At 50.6% G+C, this 16,451-nt stretch carries 13 protein-coding genes, 2 tRNA genes and 1 rRNA gene (1 of these 16 cut by a window edge); all 16 read left to right on the forward strand.

Going from position 1 to position 16,451, the window contains the following annotated elements; genetic code table 11:
- Positions 1-83: 83 nt before the first annotated feature.
- Positions 84-3,659, forward strand: coding sequence for a DUF5717 family protein (locus tag DWW13_RS07660; protein WP_147398318.1), 3,576 nt, complete (start codon positions 84-86; stop codon positions 3,657-3,659).
- Positions 3,641-4,888 (forward strand): DUF5716 family protein, encoded by a 1,248-nt coding sequence (locus DWW13_RS07665; RefSeq protein WP_118666559.1) that lies wholly within the window; start codon positions 3,641-3,643, stop codon positions 4,886-4,888. Before DWW13_RS07660 ends, DWW13_RS07665 begins: the two co-directional genes overlap by 19 nt.
- Before the next feature lie 3 nt (positions 4,889-4,891).
- Positions 4,892-5,668 (forward strand): hypothetical protein, encoded by a 777-nt coding sequence (locus tag DWW13_RS07670; protein WP_022462659.1) that lies wholly within the window; start codon positions 4,892-4,894, stop codon positions 5,666-5,668.
- A gap of 436 nt (positions 5,669-6,104) precedes the next feature.
- On the forward strand, positions 6,105-7,646 hold the full coding sequence (trpE, locus tag DWW13_RS07675; protein ID WP_118719758.1) for an anthranilate synthase component I: 1,542 nt from the start codon (positions 6,105-6,107) through the stop codon (positions 7,644-7,646).
- On the forward strand, positions 7,643-8,215 hold the full coding sequence (locus DWW13_RS07680) for an anthranilate synthase component II (RefSeq protein ID WP_022462657.1): 573 nt from the start codon (positions 7,643-7,645) through the stop codon (positions 8,213-8,215). Before trpE ends, DWW13_RS07680 begins: the two co-directional genes overlap by 4 nt.
- Before the next feature lie 34 nt (positions 8,216-8,249).
- A complete protein-coding gene (gene trpD / locus DWW13_RS07685) occupies positions 8,250-9,269 on the forward strand; it encodes an anthranilate phosphoribosyltransferase (RefSeq protein WP_118719760.1) in 1,020 nt (339 codons plus the stop codon).
- A gap of 4 nt (positions 9,270-9,273) precedes the next feature.
- Entirely contained in the window at positions 9,274-10,056 is a 783-nt protein-coding gene (gene trpC / locus DWW13_RS07690) for an indole-3-glycerol phosphate synthase TrpC (protein ID WP_118719762.1), read from the forward strand.
- A 53-nt stretch (positions 10,057-10,109) separates the two neighbouring features.
- Complete coding sequence (locus DWW13_RS07695) at positions 10,110-10,718, forward strand: phosphoribosylanthranilate isomerase (protein ID WP_055228636.1); 609 nt, start codon at positions 10,110-10,112, stop codon at positions 10,716-10,718.
- On the forward strand, positions 10,711-11,895 hold the full coding sequence (trpB, locus tag DWW13_RS07700) for a tryptophan synthase subunit beta (protein ID WP_022462653.1): 1,185 nt from the start codon (positions 10,711-10,713) through the stop codon (positions 11,893-11,895). The genes DWW13_RS07695 and trpB overlap by 8 nt, the downstream gene beginning before the upstream one ends.
- Positions 11,888-12,670 carry a tryptophan synthase subunit alpha gene (gene trpA / locus DWW13_RS07705; protein WP_117804941.1) on the forward strand — a complete coding sequence of 261 codons (783 nt, stop codon included), beginning with the start codon at positions 11,888-11,890 and terminating at the stop codon, positions 12,668-12,670. Before trpB ends, trpA begins: the two co-directional genes overlap by 8 nt.
- A 137-nt stretch (positions 12,671-12,807) precedes the next feature.
- On the forward strand, positions 12,808-13,731 hold the full coding sequence (locus DWW13_RS07710; protein WP_117761647.1) for a ribonuclease Z: 924 nt from the start codon (positions 12,808-12,810) through the stop codon (positions 13,729-13,731).
- Entirely contained in the window at positions 13,724-14,749 is a 1,026-nt protein-coding gene (gene tsaD, locus DWW13_RS07715; protein ID WP_022462650.1) for a tRNA (adenosine(37)-N6)-threonylcarbamoyltransferase complex transferase subunit TsaD, read from the forward strand. Before DWW13_RS07710 ends, tsaD begins: the two co-directional genes overlap by 8 nt.
- 79 nt (positions 14,750-14,828) lie before the next feature.
- A complete protein-coding gene (gene ispD / locus DWW13_RS07720; protein ID WP_117761648.1) occupies positions 14,829-15,557 on the forward strand; it encodes a 2-C-methyl-D-erythritol 4-phosphate cytidylyltransferase in 729 nt (242 codons plus the stop codon).
- A 250-nt stretch (positions 15,558-15,807) separates the two neighbouring features.
- A tRNA-Ser gene (locus DWW13_RS07725) sits at positions 15,808-15,893 on the forward strand.
- Between the two features lie 48 nt (positions 15,894-15,941).
- Positions 15,942-16,031: transfer RNA gene (locus DWW13_RS07730), tRNA-Ser, on the forward strand.
- Positions 16,032-16,297: 266 nt separating this feature from the next.
- Positions 16,298-16,451: ribosomal RNA gene (locus DWW13_RS07735) — 16S ribosomal RNA — on the forward strand (it continues 1,419 nt past the right edge of the window).

Consider the following 16,451-nt stretch of genomic DNA (forward strand, 5'->3'; position numbering starts at 1 on the left):
GTTGCAATCCCGTGCGTCTTGGGGTATAATCAGACGTTGTGGAAAAGAACGAAAACGATTTAGATAAAATAAGGTGAAAAACATTGAGAAGAAGATTGGAACAACTGCTGAACGGCAGATTTGAATATGAGGTTCCCCATCTGCTGCTGTCCGAGACGGAGGTGGCCCTGACGCTGGACGAGGGGCAGAATTTCCGCGGAGAGCTGAATATCGGAGCGGAAGACGGGAGAAGAGTAAAAGGAATTGTGACCACAGATCATCAGAGAATCGTTCTGGCGAAAAATCAGTTCCAGGGAACGGCGAGTACGATTGAGTACGGCGTGGATACCAGCGGATTAAAAGCAGGCGATGAAATCTGTGGAAACATCACCGTCAGCAGCAATCTGGAGGAACGCTGCGTGCGGGTACACGTCTCGATTGCAGGAAAGACAATGAACATTTCCGGACAGGAGATTCATTCCCTGGCAGATTTTGTGCATCTGGCAAGCCATGATTTCGGCGCAGCGTACCGCTTCTTTGTAAAAAAAGAGTTTGCACGTCTTCTTCAGAAAGAGGCACCGGAGCAGATGGCACTTTATCAGGGACTGTCCCACAAGCCGGTGACATTTCAGCACCTGGAGGAATTTCTGGTTGCCCTCGGTCAGAAAGAGCCGGTGATGCTTTCGGCGGAACAGCCGGAGAAAACTGTGCTTACCGTGGACCAGCCGCGCAAGGAAACACTGTATCTGTATAAAAATACCTGGGGCTACGTCCGCATGGAAATCGAGGTGCAGGGAGACTTTCTGGAAGTGGAAAAGAAAGTCGTCACTTCAGAAGATTTCATCGGAAGCGTCTACGGTGTGGAATACATTATCCATCAGGAGAAAATCGGAAACGGCCGCCATTACGGCAGAATTACGGTGCGTCAGGGAAAACAGGAGCTTCGCTTTGAACTGGAAGTGACAAACAGCGAAAAACATGTGACCAGCAGGAAAAATACGGAGCGCGACCGTCAGATAACTGCCATCGCGCGCGGCTATCTCGATCTGGCAGTCCATAAACGCGACTACCGTACCTGGTATCAGGACACCTGGGAGGCCATCGAGCAGTTCGAAAAAGCCGGCGGAGACATGGCGTGGGTGACGCTGGGAAAAGCATGGCTGTACGAGAGCCATGAGGAAACCGGAAAAGCAAGAGAAACGCTTTCTTACGTAAAAGAGCATCAGGAACTGCTGGACACCGCGGAGAAAAAAGGAGCGTACCTGTATCTGGCATGGAAGCTGAAAATGGAAGTGGGCCATACCGAGCTGGTATCACGCCTTGGAACACTGATGCGGCAGGAGAGTGCAAGCTATTTTCTGTTAAAGCTTGCCATTGATGCCGACGATTCCTGGCAGCAGTCGCTGACCCGTCAGCTCTACGCGATGGAACTTTGCTATGAGTGCGGGTGCAAGAGCCCGCTTCTGTATCTGGATGCGGCACAGCTCTATCTCCGCCAGGAGGGACAGCTCCGCCGGATTTCGCCGTTCACCGTTCAGGTGCTGAAATTTGCGCAGAAAGAAGGCATTTTAAGCGGGGAACTGTTAAAACGGGCCGCTTATCTTACAGAGACGATGAAAACGTTCGATGAGAATGTCTATCAGATTCTGACTGCGGGCTATGAGCGTTTTCCATCCGATGAAGTGCTCGAAGCCATCTGCAAACTGGTGATGAAGGGCCGCCCGGTGCGGAAGGAATATTTCCCGTGGTATGCAAAAGCCGTGGAGCGGAACATCCGCATCACGCGCCTGTACGAGTACTATATCGAAACGATGGATGCGTCGTTCGACGAGGTCCTTCCGCAGGTCATCCGGATGTATTTCTCCTACAGCAACACACTGGCAGGCCAGAAGAAAGCGCTGATTTACGCCAACGTGATCAAAAACCGCGAAAAAGACCGCCATACATTCCAGAGCTACCGCCCGGCGATGGAGGTTTTCACGGCAAGACAGATCCAGAAAGGCCGCATGAACCGCGAATACGCCGCACTGTACCGGACTTTTCTGAAAAAACCGGAAGATCCCGACAGCGCAAAAGCGATCGCAAATGTGCTGTTTACCCATCATGTAACGTGTGAAAATCCGAAAATTACGCGTGTGATCGTCTGCCATCCGGCGATGGCGGGCGAAACATCCTATCCGATGACGGAACGGGGTGCTTATATCCGTCTGTACGGCAAAAAAGCGCGGATTCTTCTCGAAGATGAGCAGCGCAGAAGATATGCGGTGACAGAAACCTGCCGCGTAGAGCCATTGTTTATGGATAAAGAGCTTGCCCGTGCCTGCGGCGGTTTTGCCATTGAAAATCCGGGTCTGCTGCTACACCTGTGCGGGGAGCAGGAAGAGGAGATGCAGCTTACCGCAGAAAATCTTGCCTGGTATCAGCAGGCAGCGCGCACGAGCGCATTTTCCAGTGCTTACCGGAAAACAGTGCGTCAGAAATTGCTGGAATATTATCTTGCCCATCCGGATGAGCGCGAGACCGAGGCAGCTGTTGCAGAGCTGGAGGATAGCGCTTATGCAAAGGTGGACCGTATTTCTACGATTGAGCTTCTGGTGCGCTATGGCCGTTACAGCCGCGCCTTTGCCCTGACAGATCGTTACGGCTACGAGAAGATTCCGGTGTCGTGTCTCTTCCGTCTGGCGCATGCGATGATTCTGGAAAAAGAGTTTACAGAGGACGAGGAGCTTCTCTATCTGGCATCCTACGTGGTAAAACAGGGCATCTACGATGAAATTGTATTGTGCTACCTGAGAGATTATTTCACCGGTTCTATTGAGGATATGTGCAGTTTATGGGATAAAATCCGCGGCTTCCAGATGGAAAGCGACAAGCTGGAGGAGCGCATTCTGACATGGTCCGTCTTTGTGCGCAGCCACCCGAAGTGGGAGCAGGAAATGCTGGAGAGCTACATCCGCCAGAGCGGAAAAGAGCAAGTCATTCTGGCATACCTGACGTATCTTGCGATCGGCTATTTTATGGACGGAAAACCGCTTTCGGATCAGATGTTTGACTACTTGGACCGCGCTTGGAAGCAGGGCTGGGAGCTGGACGAGATCTGCCGTCTTGCGATGCTGAAACATCTTTCCACGAAGCCGCAGCTTTCTGAGGAGGAAGAAAAAGAGGCGCATACCCTGCTTCTGGCGTTTACGAAACAGGGACTCCGCTTTGCCTTCTACAAGGATCTGCCGGAGCACCTGACCGAAGGCTTCCAGATCGGCGACCGCATGTTCATCGAGGAGCGCCAGAGAGCGGAGGCAAAGGTGACGATTCATTACCGGACAAACGCCGAAGAAACATGGAAGAGCGAACCGATGCGCAATATGTATCAGGGCATTTTTGTGAAAGAGTTTCTGCTGTTCTACGGCGAGAAAATGGAGTATTACCTGACCTTTACGAACCGTCAGGGTGAGGGAAAAACAGAGGTGAAAACCGTCTCCATGACCGGCGAACCAAAAGTAGGAAAGACGCGGTACCAGCTTCTGAATCAGATGAAAGCAGCGCGCGCGGCAGGAGATTCGGAAAAAGCAGAAGAAGCATTCCAAAAGTATTTGCAGCAGGAGGCTCTGGTTCGGAACTGTTTTGCACTTGTGGAGGAAAAGAAGCAGCAGGAGGATACGACATGGAACAGAAAAATTTGATTTTAGGATTTGATTTTGGAGAGAAATATTCCCAGTTCTGCTGCTATGACAGGGGAACCCATACGGCTGTCTCCATCCCGGTAAAAGAAGGAGAAGAGGCGGTGGAATTTCCGACCGCCATTGCCAAAAAACGGAATGAGGAAACGTGGAAAACAGGACCGGATGCAGAAAAATCTGCTCACGCGGAAAACGGCATCTGGCTGGACAATCTGTACGAGATCTGCATGGGATCCCGCATCTGCCAGATCGAAAACCGGGATTACACGCCGGGAGAAGTCCTTGGCACGTTCCTTCGCGAAGCACTGAAGATGATCGGCATCGAGCGTCCGGACCAGCAGATCCAGGCGATGATGATCACCACGGGCCATCTGACCCGTCCATTTGTGGAAAATGTGCGTGAAGCATACAAGATAATCGGACTGCCGCGCGGCAGAGCCTACCTGCAGGAGCATGACGAGAGCTTTTACTGCCATGTGCTGAACCAGAAGCCGGAGCTCTGGAGCCGTAAAGTCGGTCTGTTTTTCCTGAAAGATGAGGAAGCATCGTTTTCTGAACTTTCCATCAGCCGTAAAACGAAGCCGGCAACTGTGACCGTAAAACGGGGGCCAAAAGCCGCACTTTCGATCGAGCCGATGGAGCGCGACCGCGATTTCTGCCATCTGATGGGAGAAGCGATGGGGAATGAAATTTATTCCAGCGTATTTCTGGTGAGCGAGGAGTTCGACCTTGCCTGGGCCGACAACTCTCTGCGTCAGTTAAAGAAAAACCAGAGAAGAATCTTTGGCGGAACGAACCTGTTTGCACAGGGCGCCTGCTTTTCCGCGCGCGAAAAAGTGGAGGAGCGCCGCTTAAAGGGCTATCTCTTCCTCGGAAATGACCTCGTGCGCTACAACATCGGCATGGAGATGACGATCAATGGTTCTCCGGCATACTATGCGCTGATTGCAGCCGGTGTGAACTGGTATGAAGCAGAAAAAGAATGTGAGCTGATCCTCGACGGAACGGAGGAGCTGGAATTTGTTGTAAGCTCCATGGAAAGCGGAAAACGAAACCGCTATACCATGAAGCTGGACGGGCTGCCCAAACGGCCGCCGAAGACAACACGGATCCGTCTGCGTCTGGAGTATGATTCTCCGGTTACGTGTCAGATCACCGCAGAGGATTTGGGTTTTGGCGATATGTTCCCGGCAAGCCACAAAACCTGGCACGAGACGATGGGGGAGGTGTAAACGATGAGCGGTTATATTTTATGTCAGGTCAAACGGGCGAAAAATCCGTATTATATTTCCAACATCAGCACAAATATTTATTCCATCGAGGAACTGTGCTATTACCTGTACCACAACATCTATCTGCTGGACGAGACCATCATTAACGAGCAGCTGCTGGTGTGGATGAAAGAAGAACTCCACTTAAGAAGACTGTACCAGCGTCTCTACGTCCTTCTGGAGGAGAAAAAGAACATCGGTGAGTTTATCCTGCCGATCTTCAAGGAGATCAATTATCTTTCCCACGATCAGTTCCGTGAGATGAATGAGCGCCTGAAACGGTTCGAGGAGCAGCCGGAGATTGTGCGGAAAAAAATCAAGGGAGATTACCTTGTCGACCACGAAAAATATATCAATGCGATCCAGGTTTACCAGGAAACGCTGAAAGATACCGAGGAAAACGAAACCAACATGGGAAGCCAGTTCACCGGAAGTATTTACAACAACATGGGCTGTGCCTACGCAAGTCTGTTCCAGATGAATGAAGCACTTACGTGCTTTCAGAAAGCAAATGAAGAGCTGCACACGAAAGCATCGTTAAAGAGCTGGCTGTTTGCGGTCTACATGAGCAAAGGACAGGACGCCTATGAGCAGATGTGCACCGAGCGGAAAGTGGATGCCGAGACGAAACGGGAGATGGACCGCCAGATCACCGAGGCAATGCAGGTCGAGCTCCCGCGCGATCTGGACGAAGCTCTTGCGGCGTGGACACGGGAATATCATAAAAATACCGGACTTTGAACAAAAAGAACAAAAAAATTACTTGACAGAAAAAAAGAATGGAACTATAATACAGCCCATAAGAAAAAAATAAATACTTCGAAACCGATGAAGTGGAGATAACGTTGGAAGCGCACTCACAGAGAGCCCGGGCAGGTGGAAGCCGGACAGAAAGCGGATCAGCAAATGGACCACGGAGGGTACAGGGAAAAGCGGGAAACCGTCTGAGTATTCTGTAACGTGCAGGCATACGTTAGTTGCCAGGAATATGATCGTATTCTGCAGAGCGTGTGAGCAATCGCAAAACAAGGTGGCACCACGAGTATAAAAATATACCCGCCCTTGGCAAAGAACAAAGTGATTCTTTGCCGGGGGCGGTTTTTTGTATATCAGAAATTGGTTCTGAGGACCAGTGTTGATGACAGCCTTTGCAGACACAAGGAGAGGAGATAACAAGATGAAACAGATGACGTTAGAAGAAATTTCAAAAGCAGCCGCATCGGGAGCTTTTCGGAAAATCCCGGTAAGCAGAGAAATTTATTCGGATATCCGTACACCAGTAGAAACACTGAAAGTCCTGCAGGGCGTCAGCAGCCACTGCTACATGCTCGAAAGCGTGGAGGATAAAAAACAGTGGGGAAGATACACCTTTCTCGGCTACGATCCGTCGCTGGAACTCACCTGTGTCAACGGAAACCTGACAATCACCGCCGATGCGGCAGAGATGAAAAAAGTAGAAGATATTCCGGAAAGCCGCAAAGAACAGCTTCCGACCGGACAGATCCGGCTGACCGCAAAGACAGCCCATCCGGGAGCCGTCATCAAAACCCTGATTGAGAAAAATAAAAGTCCGAAGATCGCGACACTGCCGACCTTCACCGGCGGCCTCGTCGGATACTTCTCTTACGATTACATCAAGTACAGCGAGCCGACCTTAAAGCTGGACGCAGAAGATCAGGAACATTTCAAAGATGTTGACCTGATGCTGTTCGATAAGGTCATCGCCTATGATAATTACCGTCAGAAAATCGTACTGATGATTAATATCGAAACCGAAAATCTCGAAGAAAATTACGAAAAAGCCATACAGGAACTCGAAAAAATGGAAGAGCTGATCCGCTTCGGAAAACCGGCCGAGACGAAAGCCGGCCACCTGAAATCCGAGTTCCGCCCGCTCTTCGATGAGAAAGCGTACTGTGAGAAAGTCGAGCAGGTCAAACATTATATCCACGAGGGAGACCTCTTCCAGCTCGTTCTCTCCAACCGGCTTGAAGTTGATTTTGAGGGAAGCCTCCTCGATACGTACCGCGTCCTCCGCACGACGAACCCGTCGCCGTACATGTTCTACTTCTCGAGTGATGATGTCGAGATCGCCGGTGCATCCCCGGAAACTCTCGTAAAAGTCGAGGACGGAGAGGTCCGGACCTTCCCGCTTGCCGGAACGCGGCCGAGAGGAAAGAGCTATGAAGAAGACAAGCGGCTGGAAAAAGAACTCCTCGCCGATGAAAAAGAGCGTGCCGAGCACAACATGCTGGTTGATCTGGGAAGAAACGATCTTGGAAAGATCTGTGATTTCGGAACCGTGGAAGTAGAAAAATACATGTCAATCGAACGTTACTCCCACGTCATGCACATCGGTTCCACTGTAAAAGGACAGCTTCGGAAAGACAAGACCGCAGTCGATGCCATCGATTCCGTTCTCCCGGCCGGAACCCTCTCCGGTGCACCAAAGCTCCGTGCCTGCCAGATCATCAACGAGCTGGAAAACAACAAGCGCGGCATTTACGGCGGTGCGATCGGCTATCTGGATTTCACCGGAAATATGGACACCTGCATTGCAATCCGGCTTGCGTTTAAGAAAAACGGAAAAGTGTTCGTCCGCTCCGGCGCCGGCATTGTAGCCGACAGCGTACCGGAAAAAGAGCATCAGGAATGCATCAACAAAGCAAAGGCCGTGATGGTCGCACTTGCGGAGGCAGAAGGAGGAAGCAACTTATGATACTGCTGGTAGATAATTATGACAGTTTTTCCTATAACCTGTATCAGCTCGCCGGTTCGATCAATCCGGACATGAAGGTCATCCGGAACGACGAGATGACGATCGACGAAATCTGCGCACTGGCACCGGCATCCATCATTTTATCTCCCGGACCGGGCCGTCCGGAGCAGGCAGGCCGATGCATGGAGATTGTAGAAAAATTAGGCGGCGAGATCCCGATCCTCGGTGTCTGCCTCGGCCATCAGGCAATCTGTGCCGCGTACGGCGCGACCGTCACCTATGCGAAACAGCTGATGCATGGCAAACAGTCCGAGACAACGCTGGATCTTACCTCGGAATTATTCCAGGGGCTGCCGGAAACCGTTCCGGTTGCAAGATACCATTCCCTCGCAGCTGATGAAGCGACACTGCCGGAAACCTTAAAGGTAACGGCAAGAACTGCAGACGGCGAGGTCATGGCAGTCGAGGACAGTGAGAAAAAGATCTACGGAGTCCAGTTTCATCCGGAATCCATTCTGACCCCGCAGGGCAGACAGATGGTAGAAAACTTCTTAAAAATTACAAGATAGATCACAGGACAGCAAAGAAAGAGAGGAACAGAATATGATTCGGGAAGCGATTGTAAAACTGGTAAATAAAGAGAACTTAACCTACGAGATGGCAGAGGGCGCCATGGATGAAATCATGGAAGGAAAAGCCGATCCGATCCAGATCAGCGCATTTTTAACTGCCATGACGATGAAAGGCGAGACAATCGAAGAGATCACCGCATGTGCCAACGGCATGAGAAAGCACGGTGTTCACATGGAACATGACAAGGATGTTCTGGAAATCGTCGGAACCGGCGGAGATAGATCCAATTCCTTCAACATCTCCACAACAGCATCCCTTGTGATCTCTGCAGGCGGCGTCGCAGTTGCAAAACACGGAAACCGCGCCGCATCGAGCAAATCCGGCGCAGCCGACTGTCTCGAAGCGCTCGGCGTCAAAATCGACCTGGAACCGGAGAAAAACAAAGAAGTTCTGGAAAAACTTGGAATCTGTTTCCTGTTCGCACAGAAATACCACATGTCCATGAAATACGTGGCACCGGTCCGCAAGATGCTCGGCATCCGGACCATTTTCAACATCCTCGGACCGCTGACCAACCCGGCAGCAGCCACGATGCAGGTGATGGGTGTCTACGAGGAAGCACTTGTCCGCCCGATGGCAGAAGTTCTCTTCAATCTTGGTGTCAAACGCGGCATGGTTGTCTACGGCCAGGACTGCCTCGATGAAATTTCCTTAAGCGCACCGACAAGCGTCTGCGAGATCAAGGACGGAACGTTTGAGGAATACGTCATCACACCGGAAGAGTTCGGCATGACCCGCTGCACCAAAGAAGAACTGGTCGGCGGAACTCCGCAGGAGAATGCTGAAATTACGAAAGAAATTCTTGCAGGAAAGAAAGGCCCGGCAAGAGACGCTGTTGTCCTGAATGCCGCCGCAGCCCTTCATGCAGTAAAAGAAATCCCGATGCAGGATGCTGTAAAACTGGCAGAGGAGCTGATCGACAGCGGAAAAGCACAGAAAAAACTCGAAGAGTTTGTGTCACTCACCAACAAATTGGCAGAAAAGGAATAAACATATGATACTGGAAACGATTGCAAAAGCCACAAGAAAACGTGTCGCTGCAGAAAAAGAGAAGTGTTCTCTTGCAGAAATGAAAGAAAAGGCAACGGCGATGAACCCGGACACCGGATTCCCGTTTGAACAGGCGCTGAAAAAGCCGGGCATGTCCTTTATCTGCGAGGTAAAAAAAGCCTCCCCATCGAAGGGCATCATCGCAGAAGATTTCCCCTATCTGGAGATCGCAAAGGAATATGAAGCGGCCGGTGCCTCCGCCATTTCCTGCCTGACCGAGCCGGAATACTTCAAAGGCGACAAGCGTTACTTAAAAAAAATTGCAGAAACCGTATCCATCCCGGTTCTGCGGAAAGATTTTACCGTGGATCCCTATATGATCTACGAGGCAAAGGTGCTCGGAGCCACCGCTGTCCTTCTGATCTGTGCGCTGCTGCCGGAGGAAACCTTAAAAGAATATCTGGAAACAGCGCATTCCCTCGGCCTTTCCGCTCTTGTGGAAGCCCACGATGAGGCGGAGGTTGCACAGGCCATGCGCGCCGGAGCAAGGATCATCGGCGTCAACAACCGCAACTTAAAAGATTTCACGGTCGATATCCACAACAGTGAGCGGCTGCGGGAGCTTGTCCCGGAAAACATTGTTTTCGTATCCGAGAGCGGCATCAAAACGCCGGAGGATGTCGGAAGACTGTATCAGAATAAAACCGATGCCGTTCTGATCGGCGAAACGCTGATGCGGAGCAGCAACAAAAGAGCAGAGCTTGAAAAACTCTCTTCAATGTGTTAAAGTGGTAACGTAAGTGCGCAAAACAAAACAGAGCGCACGGGGAGTCAAACGTTATGGAAGAACAGACCAGAATCAAAATCTGCGGGCTCACACGGCTGGAAGACATCGATGCGGTGAATGAACTGAAGCCCGAATATGTCGGCTTTGTCTTTGCAAAAAGCCGCAGACAGATTACAAAAGAACATGCCGTGACGCTGCGGCGCTATCTGGATCCCGAAATCCAGGCGGTCGGCGTCTTTGTGAACGAGCTTCCGGCGATTGTCGCAGGATACCTCGAAGAGGGCGTCATCGATCTGGCACAGCTCCACGGAAATGAGAGTGAAGAATATATCCATTCGCTCCGGTTCCGCACCGGCGGGGAACTGATCAAGGCATTTTCCATCAAAACCAGGGAGGACGTCGAAAAGGCGAAAAAAAGCAGCGCCGATTACATCCTTCTCGACCACGGAAAAGGCGGTACCGGCGAATCGTTCGACTGGTCACTGATCAGAAACATGGACCGCCCGTATTTCCTTGCGGGAGGCCTGAACGCCGAAAATGTGGAACAGGCGATTTTACAGACACATCCCTTCGCCGTCGACATCAGCAGCGGTGTCGAGACAGACGGCGTAAAGGATCCGAAAAAAATCACAGAATGCATAAGGAGGATAAGACATGTCTGACGGAAGATTTGGTATTCACGGAGGCCAGTACATACCGGAAACTCTGATGAATGAAATTATCAATTTGGAAAAACAGTACAATTATTATAAAAACGATCCGGAGTTCTGCCAGGAGCTCGATGACCTGCTGAAAAATTACGCGGGCCGCCCGTCCCTTCTCTACTACGCAGAGAAAATGACAAAGGATCTCGGCGGAGCAAAAATTTACCTCAAACGAGAGGATCTGAACCACACCGGAGCCCACAAAATCAACAACGTGCTCGGACAGTGCCTCCTCGCAAAAAGAATGGGAAAAACCCGTGTCATCGCAGAGACCGGAGCCGGCCAGCACGGTGTGGCAACCGCAACGGCAGCAGCACTGATGGGACTTGAGTGTGAGATCTTCATGGGAAAAGAAGACACCGACCGTCAGGCCCTCAATGTATACCGGATGGAGCTTCTCGGTGCAAAAGTAAATGCCGTTACTACCGGAACTATGACCTTAAAAGATGCCGTCAATGAGGCGATGCGCGAGTGGGTATCACGTGTCGATGACACCCACTACGTTCTCGGTTCCGTTATGGGCCCGCATCCGTTCCCGACCATCGTCCGCGATTTCCAGGCTGTCATCAGCAAAGAGGCAAGAGAGCAGATCCTCGAAAAAGAAGGAAAACTCCCGAAAGCCGTCATGGCATGCGTCGGCGGCGGAAGCAATGCGATGGGTATGTTCTATAACTTCATCAATGACAAAAATGTCCGCCTGATTGGATGCGAGGCAGCAGGACGCGGCGTCAACACCGCAGAGACTGCAGCAACCATTGCAACCGGAACACTCGGCGTCTTCCACGGTATGAAATCCTACTTCTGCCAGGATAAATACGGTCAGATCGCACCGGTTTACTCGATTTCTGCAGGCCTTGACTACCCGGGCATTGGACCGGAGCATGCATATCTGCATGACATCGGCCGCGCCGAATACGTTCCGGTAACGGACGATGAGGCAGTAGAAGCTTTTGAATACCTCGCAAGAACCGAGGGTATCATCTGTGCGATCGAGAGTGCCCATGCAGTAGCCCATGCGATGAAGATCGCAAAAGAATTTGATCCGGAAGACTCCATCATCATCTGCCTGTCCGGACGCGGAGACAAAGACGTAGCAGCCATTGCAAGATACAGAGGGAGGGACCTTCATGAGTAAAGTAACAGAAGCATTTTCAAACGGCAAAGCATTCATTCCGTTTCTGACAGCCGGAGACCCGAACATTGAAAAAACAGAGAATTATATTCTGGAGCTCGAAAAAGCAGGCGCAGACCTGATCGAGATCGGAATCCCGTTCTCGGATCCGATTGCCGAGGGCGTTGTCATCCAGGAGGCAGACCTCCGTTCCTTAAAAGCCGGAACTACCACCGATAAAATTTTCGATATGGTAGCCTCCGTGCGCAAAAAAACAGACATTCCGCTGGTGTTTATGACCTACTTAAACCCGGTGTTCCATTACGGATACGAGCCGTTCTTTACAAAATGCGAGGAAGTCGGCATCAATGGCATCATCATCCCGGATATGCCGTATGAGGAAAAAGGCGAATTAAACGATATTGCGCGCAGCCATCAGGTAGATGTCATTTCCCTGATTGCGCCGACGTCTGAGCAGCGCATCCAGAAAATTGCCGCAGACGCCGAAGGTTTTATCTACCTCGTATCGTCTCTGGGCGTTACCGGTGTCAGAAGCGAGATCAAGACAGACCTCGATTCCATGATCGCCGCAATCCGCAAAGTAACCGATATTCCGGTAGCCGTAGGCTTCGGCATCAACACGACCGATCAGGCGGCCAACATTGCAAAAATTGCGGACGGTGTCATCGTCGGAAGCGCTATCGTCAAAATGATTGCGAAGTACGGCACTCATGCGGAGCAGCACATCTATACGTATGTCCGCATGATGAAGGAAGCTGTCATGACAGCAAATAAATAAAACCCGCGTCATTGCGTGTTTGAAAAAACTGTGTTAAGATGAGAGCGTGTCTGAAACAAACCGTTTTGGACACGCTTTTTCAACGTAAAATACCTGACCGGCTTTCGAAAAAGCCGGATAGAATATGGAGGAAAAACGTGTTAGATGTATGTTTACTGGGAACAGGCGGTATGATGCCTCTGCCAGGCAGACGCCTGACCGCCCTGATGACCCGATACAACGGAAGCAGCCTTCTGATCGACTGCGGCGAGGGAACCCAGGTTGCCATCAAGGAAAAAGGCTGGACCTTTAAGCCGATTGATGCCATCTGCTTCACCCATTACCACGCAGACCACATCAGCGGCCTTCCAGGACTTCTCCTGACGATGGGAAACACTGACCGGAGAGAACCGCTGACCATGATCGGCCCAAAAGGCCTGGAGCGCGTCGTCAATTCGCTGCGCGTCATCTGCCCGGAGCTGCCGTTCCCGATTGTATTTCACGAGGTGACAGCGCCGGAGGAAGTGATCGAGATGAACGGCTACAAAATCACAGCCTTCCGCGTGCAGCACAATATCACCTGCTACGGCTATTCGCTGGAAATCTCCCGCAAGGGAAAATTCGATGTGGAGCGCGCTAAAGCACAGGAAATTCCGATTAAATGCTGGAATCCGCTGCAGAAAGGCGAGACTGTCACCCTGGATGGAAAGACGTATACGCCGGACATGGTCCTCGGCCCTGCCAGAAAGGGACTGAAGGTGACCTACTGCACCGATACCCGCCCGATTCCGTCGATCTCCGAACATGCGAAAGGCTCCGACCTTTTCATCTGCGAGGGAATGTACGGCGAGCCGGAAAAACAGGCAAAAGCAAAAGAATTTAAGCATATGACCTTCTACGAGGCGGCAAAACTGGCAAAAGATGCCGAGGTTGCCGAAATGTGGCTGACCCACTTTTCCCCGTCGCTCGTCGGCCCGCAGCGGTACATGGATGAGGTACAGAAGATTTTCCCGGCCGCAGAGCTTGGAAAAGACGGAAGATCAGTAGAACTGTTATTTGAAGAGGAAACGAAAAATGAGTGAAAAAGATACCCTGATTCTTGCAATTGAGAGCTCCTGCGATGAAACCGCAGCCTCCGTCGTGAAAAACGGAAGATGTGTGCTGTCTAACATTATTTCATCCCAGATCGCCATCCATACCCTGTATGGCGGTGTTGTGCCGGAAATTGCATCCAGAAAACATATCGAAAAAATCAACCAGGTTGTAGAAGCGGCCTTAAAAGAAGCCGATGTCACTCTGGATGATATCGATGCGATCGGTGTTACGTACGGCCCTGGTCTTGTCGGCGCACTTCTCGTCGGCGTGGCAGAGGCAAAAGCGATCGCCTATGCAAAAAAGAAACCGCTGGTCGGCGTTCACCATATTGAAGGCCACGTCTCGGCGAACTATATCGAACACCCGGATCTGGAGCCGCCGTTCCTGTGTGAAATCATCTCCGGAGGCCATACCCATCTTGTCATTGTAAAAGATTACGGTTCTTTCGAAATCCTCGGAAGAACGAGAGACGACGCAGCCGGAGAAGCCTTCGACAAGGTAGCCCGTGCCATCGGACTCGGCTATCCGGGCGGACCGAAGATCGACAAGCTGGCAAAAGAAGGAAACCCGCACGCCATCGACTTCCCGCGTGCCCACATGGAGGATGCGCCGTATGACTTCAGCTTCAGCGGCGTAAAATCTGCCGTTTTAAACCATCTGAACAAATGCCGGATGACAGGCGAACCAATTGTCGAAGCAGACATCGCTGCGTCCTTCCAGCAGGCCGTTGTGGACGTTCTGGTGGATAATGCCATCCGTGCGGCCAAAGATTACCATATGGACCGTCTGGCGATCGCCGGCGGCGTTGCATCGAACGGGGCACTCCGCGCGGCGATGGAAGCAGCATGTGAAAAAGAGGGCATCCGCTTTTACCGTCCGTCCCCGATCTTCTGTACCGACAATGCGGCCATGATCGGTGTGGCAGCTTACTACGAGTACCAGAAGGGAACCCGCCACGGCTGGGACCTGAATGCCGTACCGAACCTGAAGCTTGGAGAACGATAAGAAAAAGAAACTTCCGCAGCAGAACGGAGAAGAGAGATCTGCTGCGGAGTTTTTGCATTTGTAGAAAACGGAGGAAAAGATGAGCGAGAAGAAAGAAAAATACACTGTGGTTGTCCTGGCAGCCGGAAAGGGAACCCGGATGGGCGGAAGCGTAGCAAAACAGTTTCTGGAAATCGGAGGAAAACCAGTCGTGGTTTACGCGCTGGAGGTTTTTGAACATTCGCCGGAGATTGACCAGATCATTCTTGTGACAGGTGCGGATAAAATAGAATACTGTCAGAAAGAGATTATCGAAAAATATGGAATTAAGAAAACTGTTTCCGTATGCGCAGGCGGAAGGGAACGGTATGAATCTGTCTGGAAAGCATTGCAGACGCTGAAAAGCCTGGAAAGCGAACAGGAGCAGAAGACCGATTACGTTCTGATTCACGATGGCGCCCGCCCGTTTTTAAACCAGGAAATGCTGGAACGTCTCTGCGCATGTGTAAAAGAAGAAAAAGCCTGTGTCCTTGGCATGCCGGTCAAGGATACCATCAAGCTTACCGATGAAAACGGAAAAATCAGGGAAAGCCCGCGAAGAGATCTCGTATGGCAGGCACAGACCCCGCAGGCCTTTGCAGCAGAGCTTCTGTTTCCGGCATTCGAAAAACTGATGCAGCATTCCACAGAAGGAATCACCGACGATGCCATGGTTGTGGAGCAGGAGATGGGAATCGCATCAGTGATGGTAAAAGGCGGCTATGAAAATATAAAAATCACAACACCGGAGGATCTGCTCGTTGCAGAGAGCTTTCTGGCAGAAAAATAGAAAAAAGCAAAATACAGAAAGCAAACTATAAATAGATAAAAATAAATGTGTGAATTGCAAAACGGGGAAAAACAGCGAAAACGAAAAAGAAATTGAAAAAAATGTAAAAAAAATTCAAAAAAGTGGTTGACATTCTGAAACACTGCTGATATAATAACGAATGTCGCTGAGCGAGAGAGATAAAAACGCAAAGCTGACAAGCCAAAAACTGAGATGATTTCGGGAGTTACCGAGATTTGAATTCACACACGGAGAGGTATCGAAGCGGTCATAACGAGGCGGTCTTGAAAACCGTTTGTCCGAAAGGGCGCGTGGGTTCGAATCCCACCCTCTCCGCTCAAAACTCAGTTAATTGAATATCTGATTATGAATCAGGCAAACTATGGAGAAGTACCCAAGCTGGCTGAAGGGGCTCCCCTGGAAAGGGAGTAGGTCGTTAATAGCGGCGCGAGGGTTCAAATCCCTCCTTCTCCGCTCGACTTTGAAAAAAGTTGAAAAAAGTTCTTGACAAATGCAAATGAGTTTGATAAAATAAACGAGTTGCTGACCGAGAGAACAGTGAAGAACCTTGATAATTAAACAATGAAACACATCCTCGAAAGTTCTGACCTTGATAATTAAACAGTGAAACACATCCTCGAAAGTTCTGAATAAGTAATTCAAAACGATCGAAAGATCCTTTAAAACAGTAAAAGGGATAAATTAGCTAGTATGTTGATTTTGAACTTGGAACAAACATTTTATCAGAGAGTTTGATCCTGGCTCAGGATGAACGCTGGCGGCGTGCTTAACACATGCAAGTCGAGCGAAGCAGTTAAGAAGATTCTTCGGATGATTCTTAACTGACTGAGCGGCGGACGGGTGAGTAACGCGTGGGTGACCTGCCCCATACCG

This window comes from Blautia sp. AF14-40 (assembly GCF_003479665.1).
Taxonomy (GTDB): Bacteria; Bacillota; Clostridia; order Lachnospirales; family Lachnospiraceae; genus Fusicatenibacter; species Fusicatenibacter saccharivorans.

Excerpts from the sequence above, each read along its gene's own strand:
- DWW13_RS07665 (WP_118666559.1), top strand. The coding sequence starts at position 3,641 with ATGGAACAGAAAAATTTGATTTTAGGATTTGATTTTGGAGAGAAATAT.
- DWW13_RS07670 (WP_022462659.1), top strand. The coding sequence starts at position 4,892 with ATGAGCGGTTATATTTTATGTCAGGTCAAACGGGCGAAAAATCCGTAT.
- trpE (WP_118719758.1), top strand. The coding sequence starts at position 6,105 with ATGAAACAGATGACGTTAGAAGAAATTTCAAAAGCAGCCGCATCGGGA.
- DWW13_RS07680 (WP_022462657.1), top strand. The coding sequence starts at position 7,643 with ATGATACTGCTGGTAGATAATTATGACAGTTTTTCCTATAACCTGTAT.
- trpD (WP_118719760.1), top strand. The coding sequence starts at position 8,250 with ATGATTCGGGAAGCGATTGTAAAACTGGTAAATAAAGAGAACTTAACC.
- trpC (WP_118719762.1), top strand. The coding sequence starts at position 9,274 with ATGATACTGGAAACGATTGCAAAAGCCACAAGAAAACGTGTCGCTGCA.
- DWW13_RS07695 (WP_055228636.1), top strand. The coding sequence starts at position 10,110 with ATGGAAGAACAGACCAGAATCAAAATCTGCGGGCTCACACGGCTGGAA.
- trpB (WP_022462653.1), top strand. The coding sequence starts at position 10,711 with ATGTCTGACGGAAGATTTGGTATTCACGGAGGCCAGTACATACCGGAA.
- trpA (WP_117804941.1), top strand. The coding sequence starts at position 11,888 with ATGAGTAAAGTAACAGAAGCATTTTCAAACGGCAAAGCATTCATTCCG.
- tsaD (WP_022462650.1), top strand. The coding sequence starts at position 13,724 with ATGAGTGAAAAAGATACCCTGATTCTTGCAATTGAGAGCTCCTGCGAT.
- ispD (WP_117761648.1), top strand. The coding sequence starts at position 14,829 with ATGAGCGAGAAGAAAGAAAAATACACTGTGGTTGTCCTGGCAGCCGGA.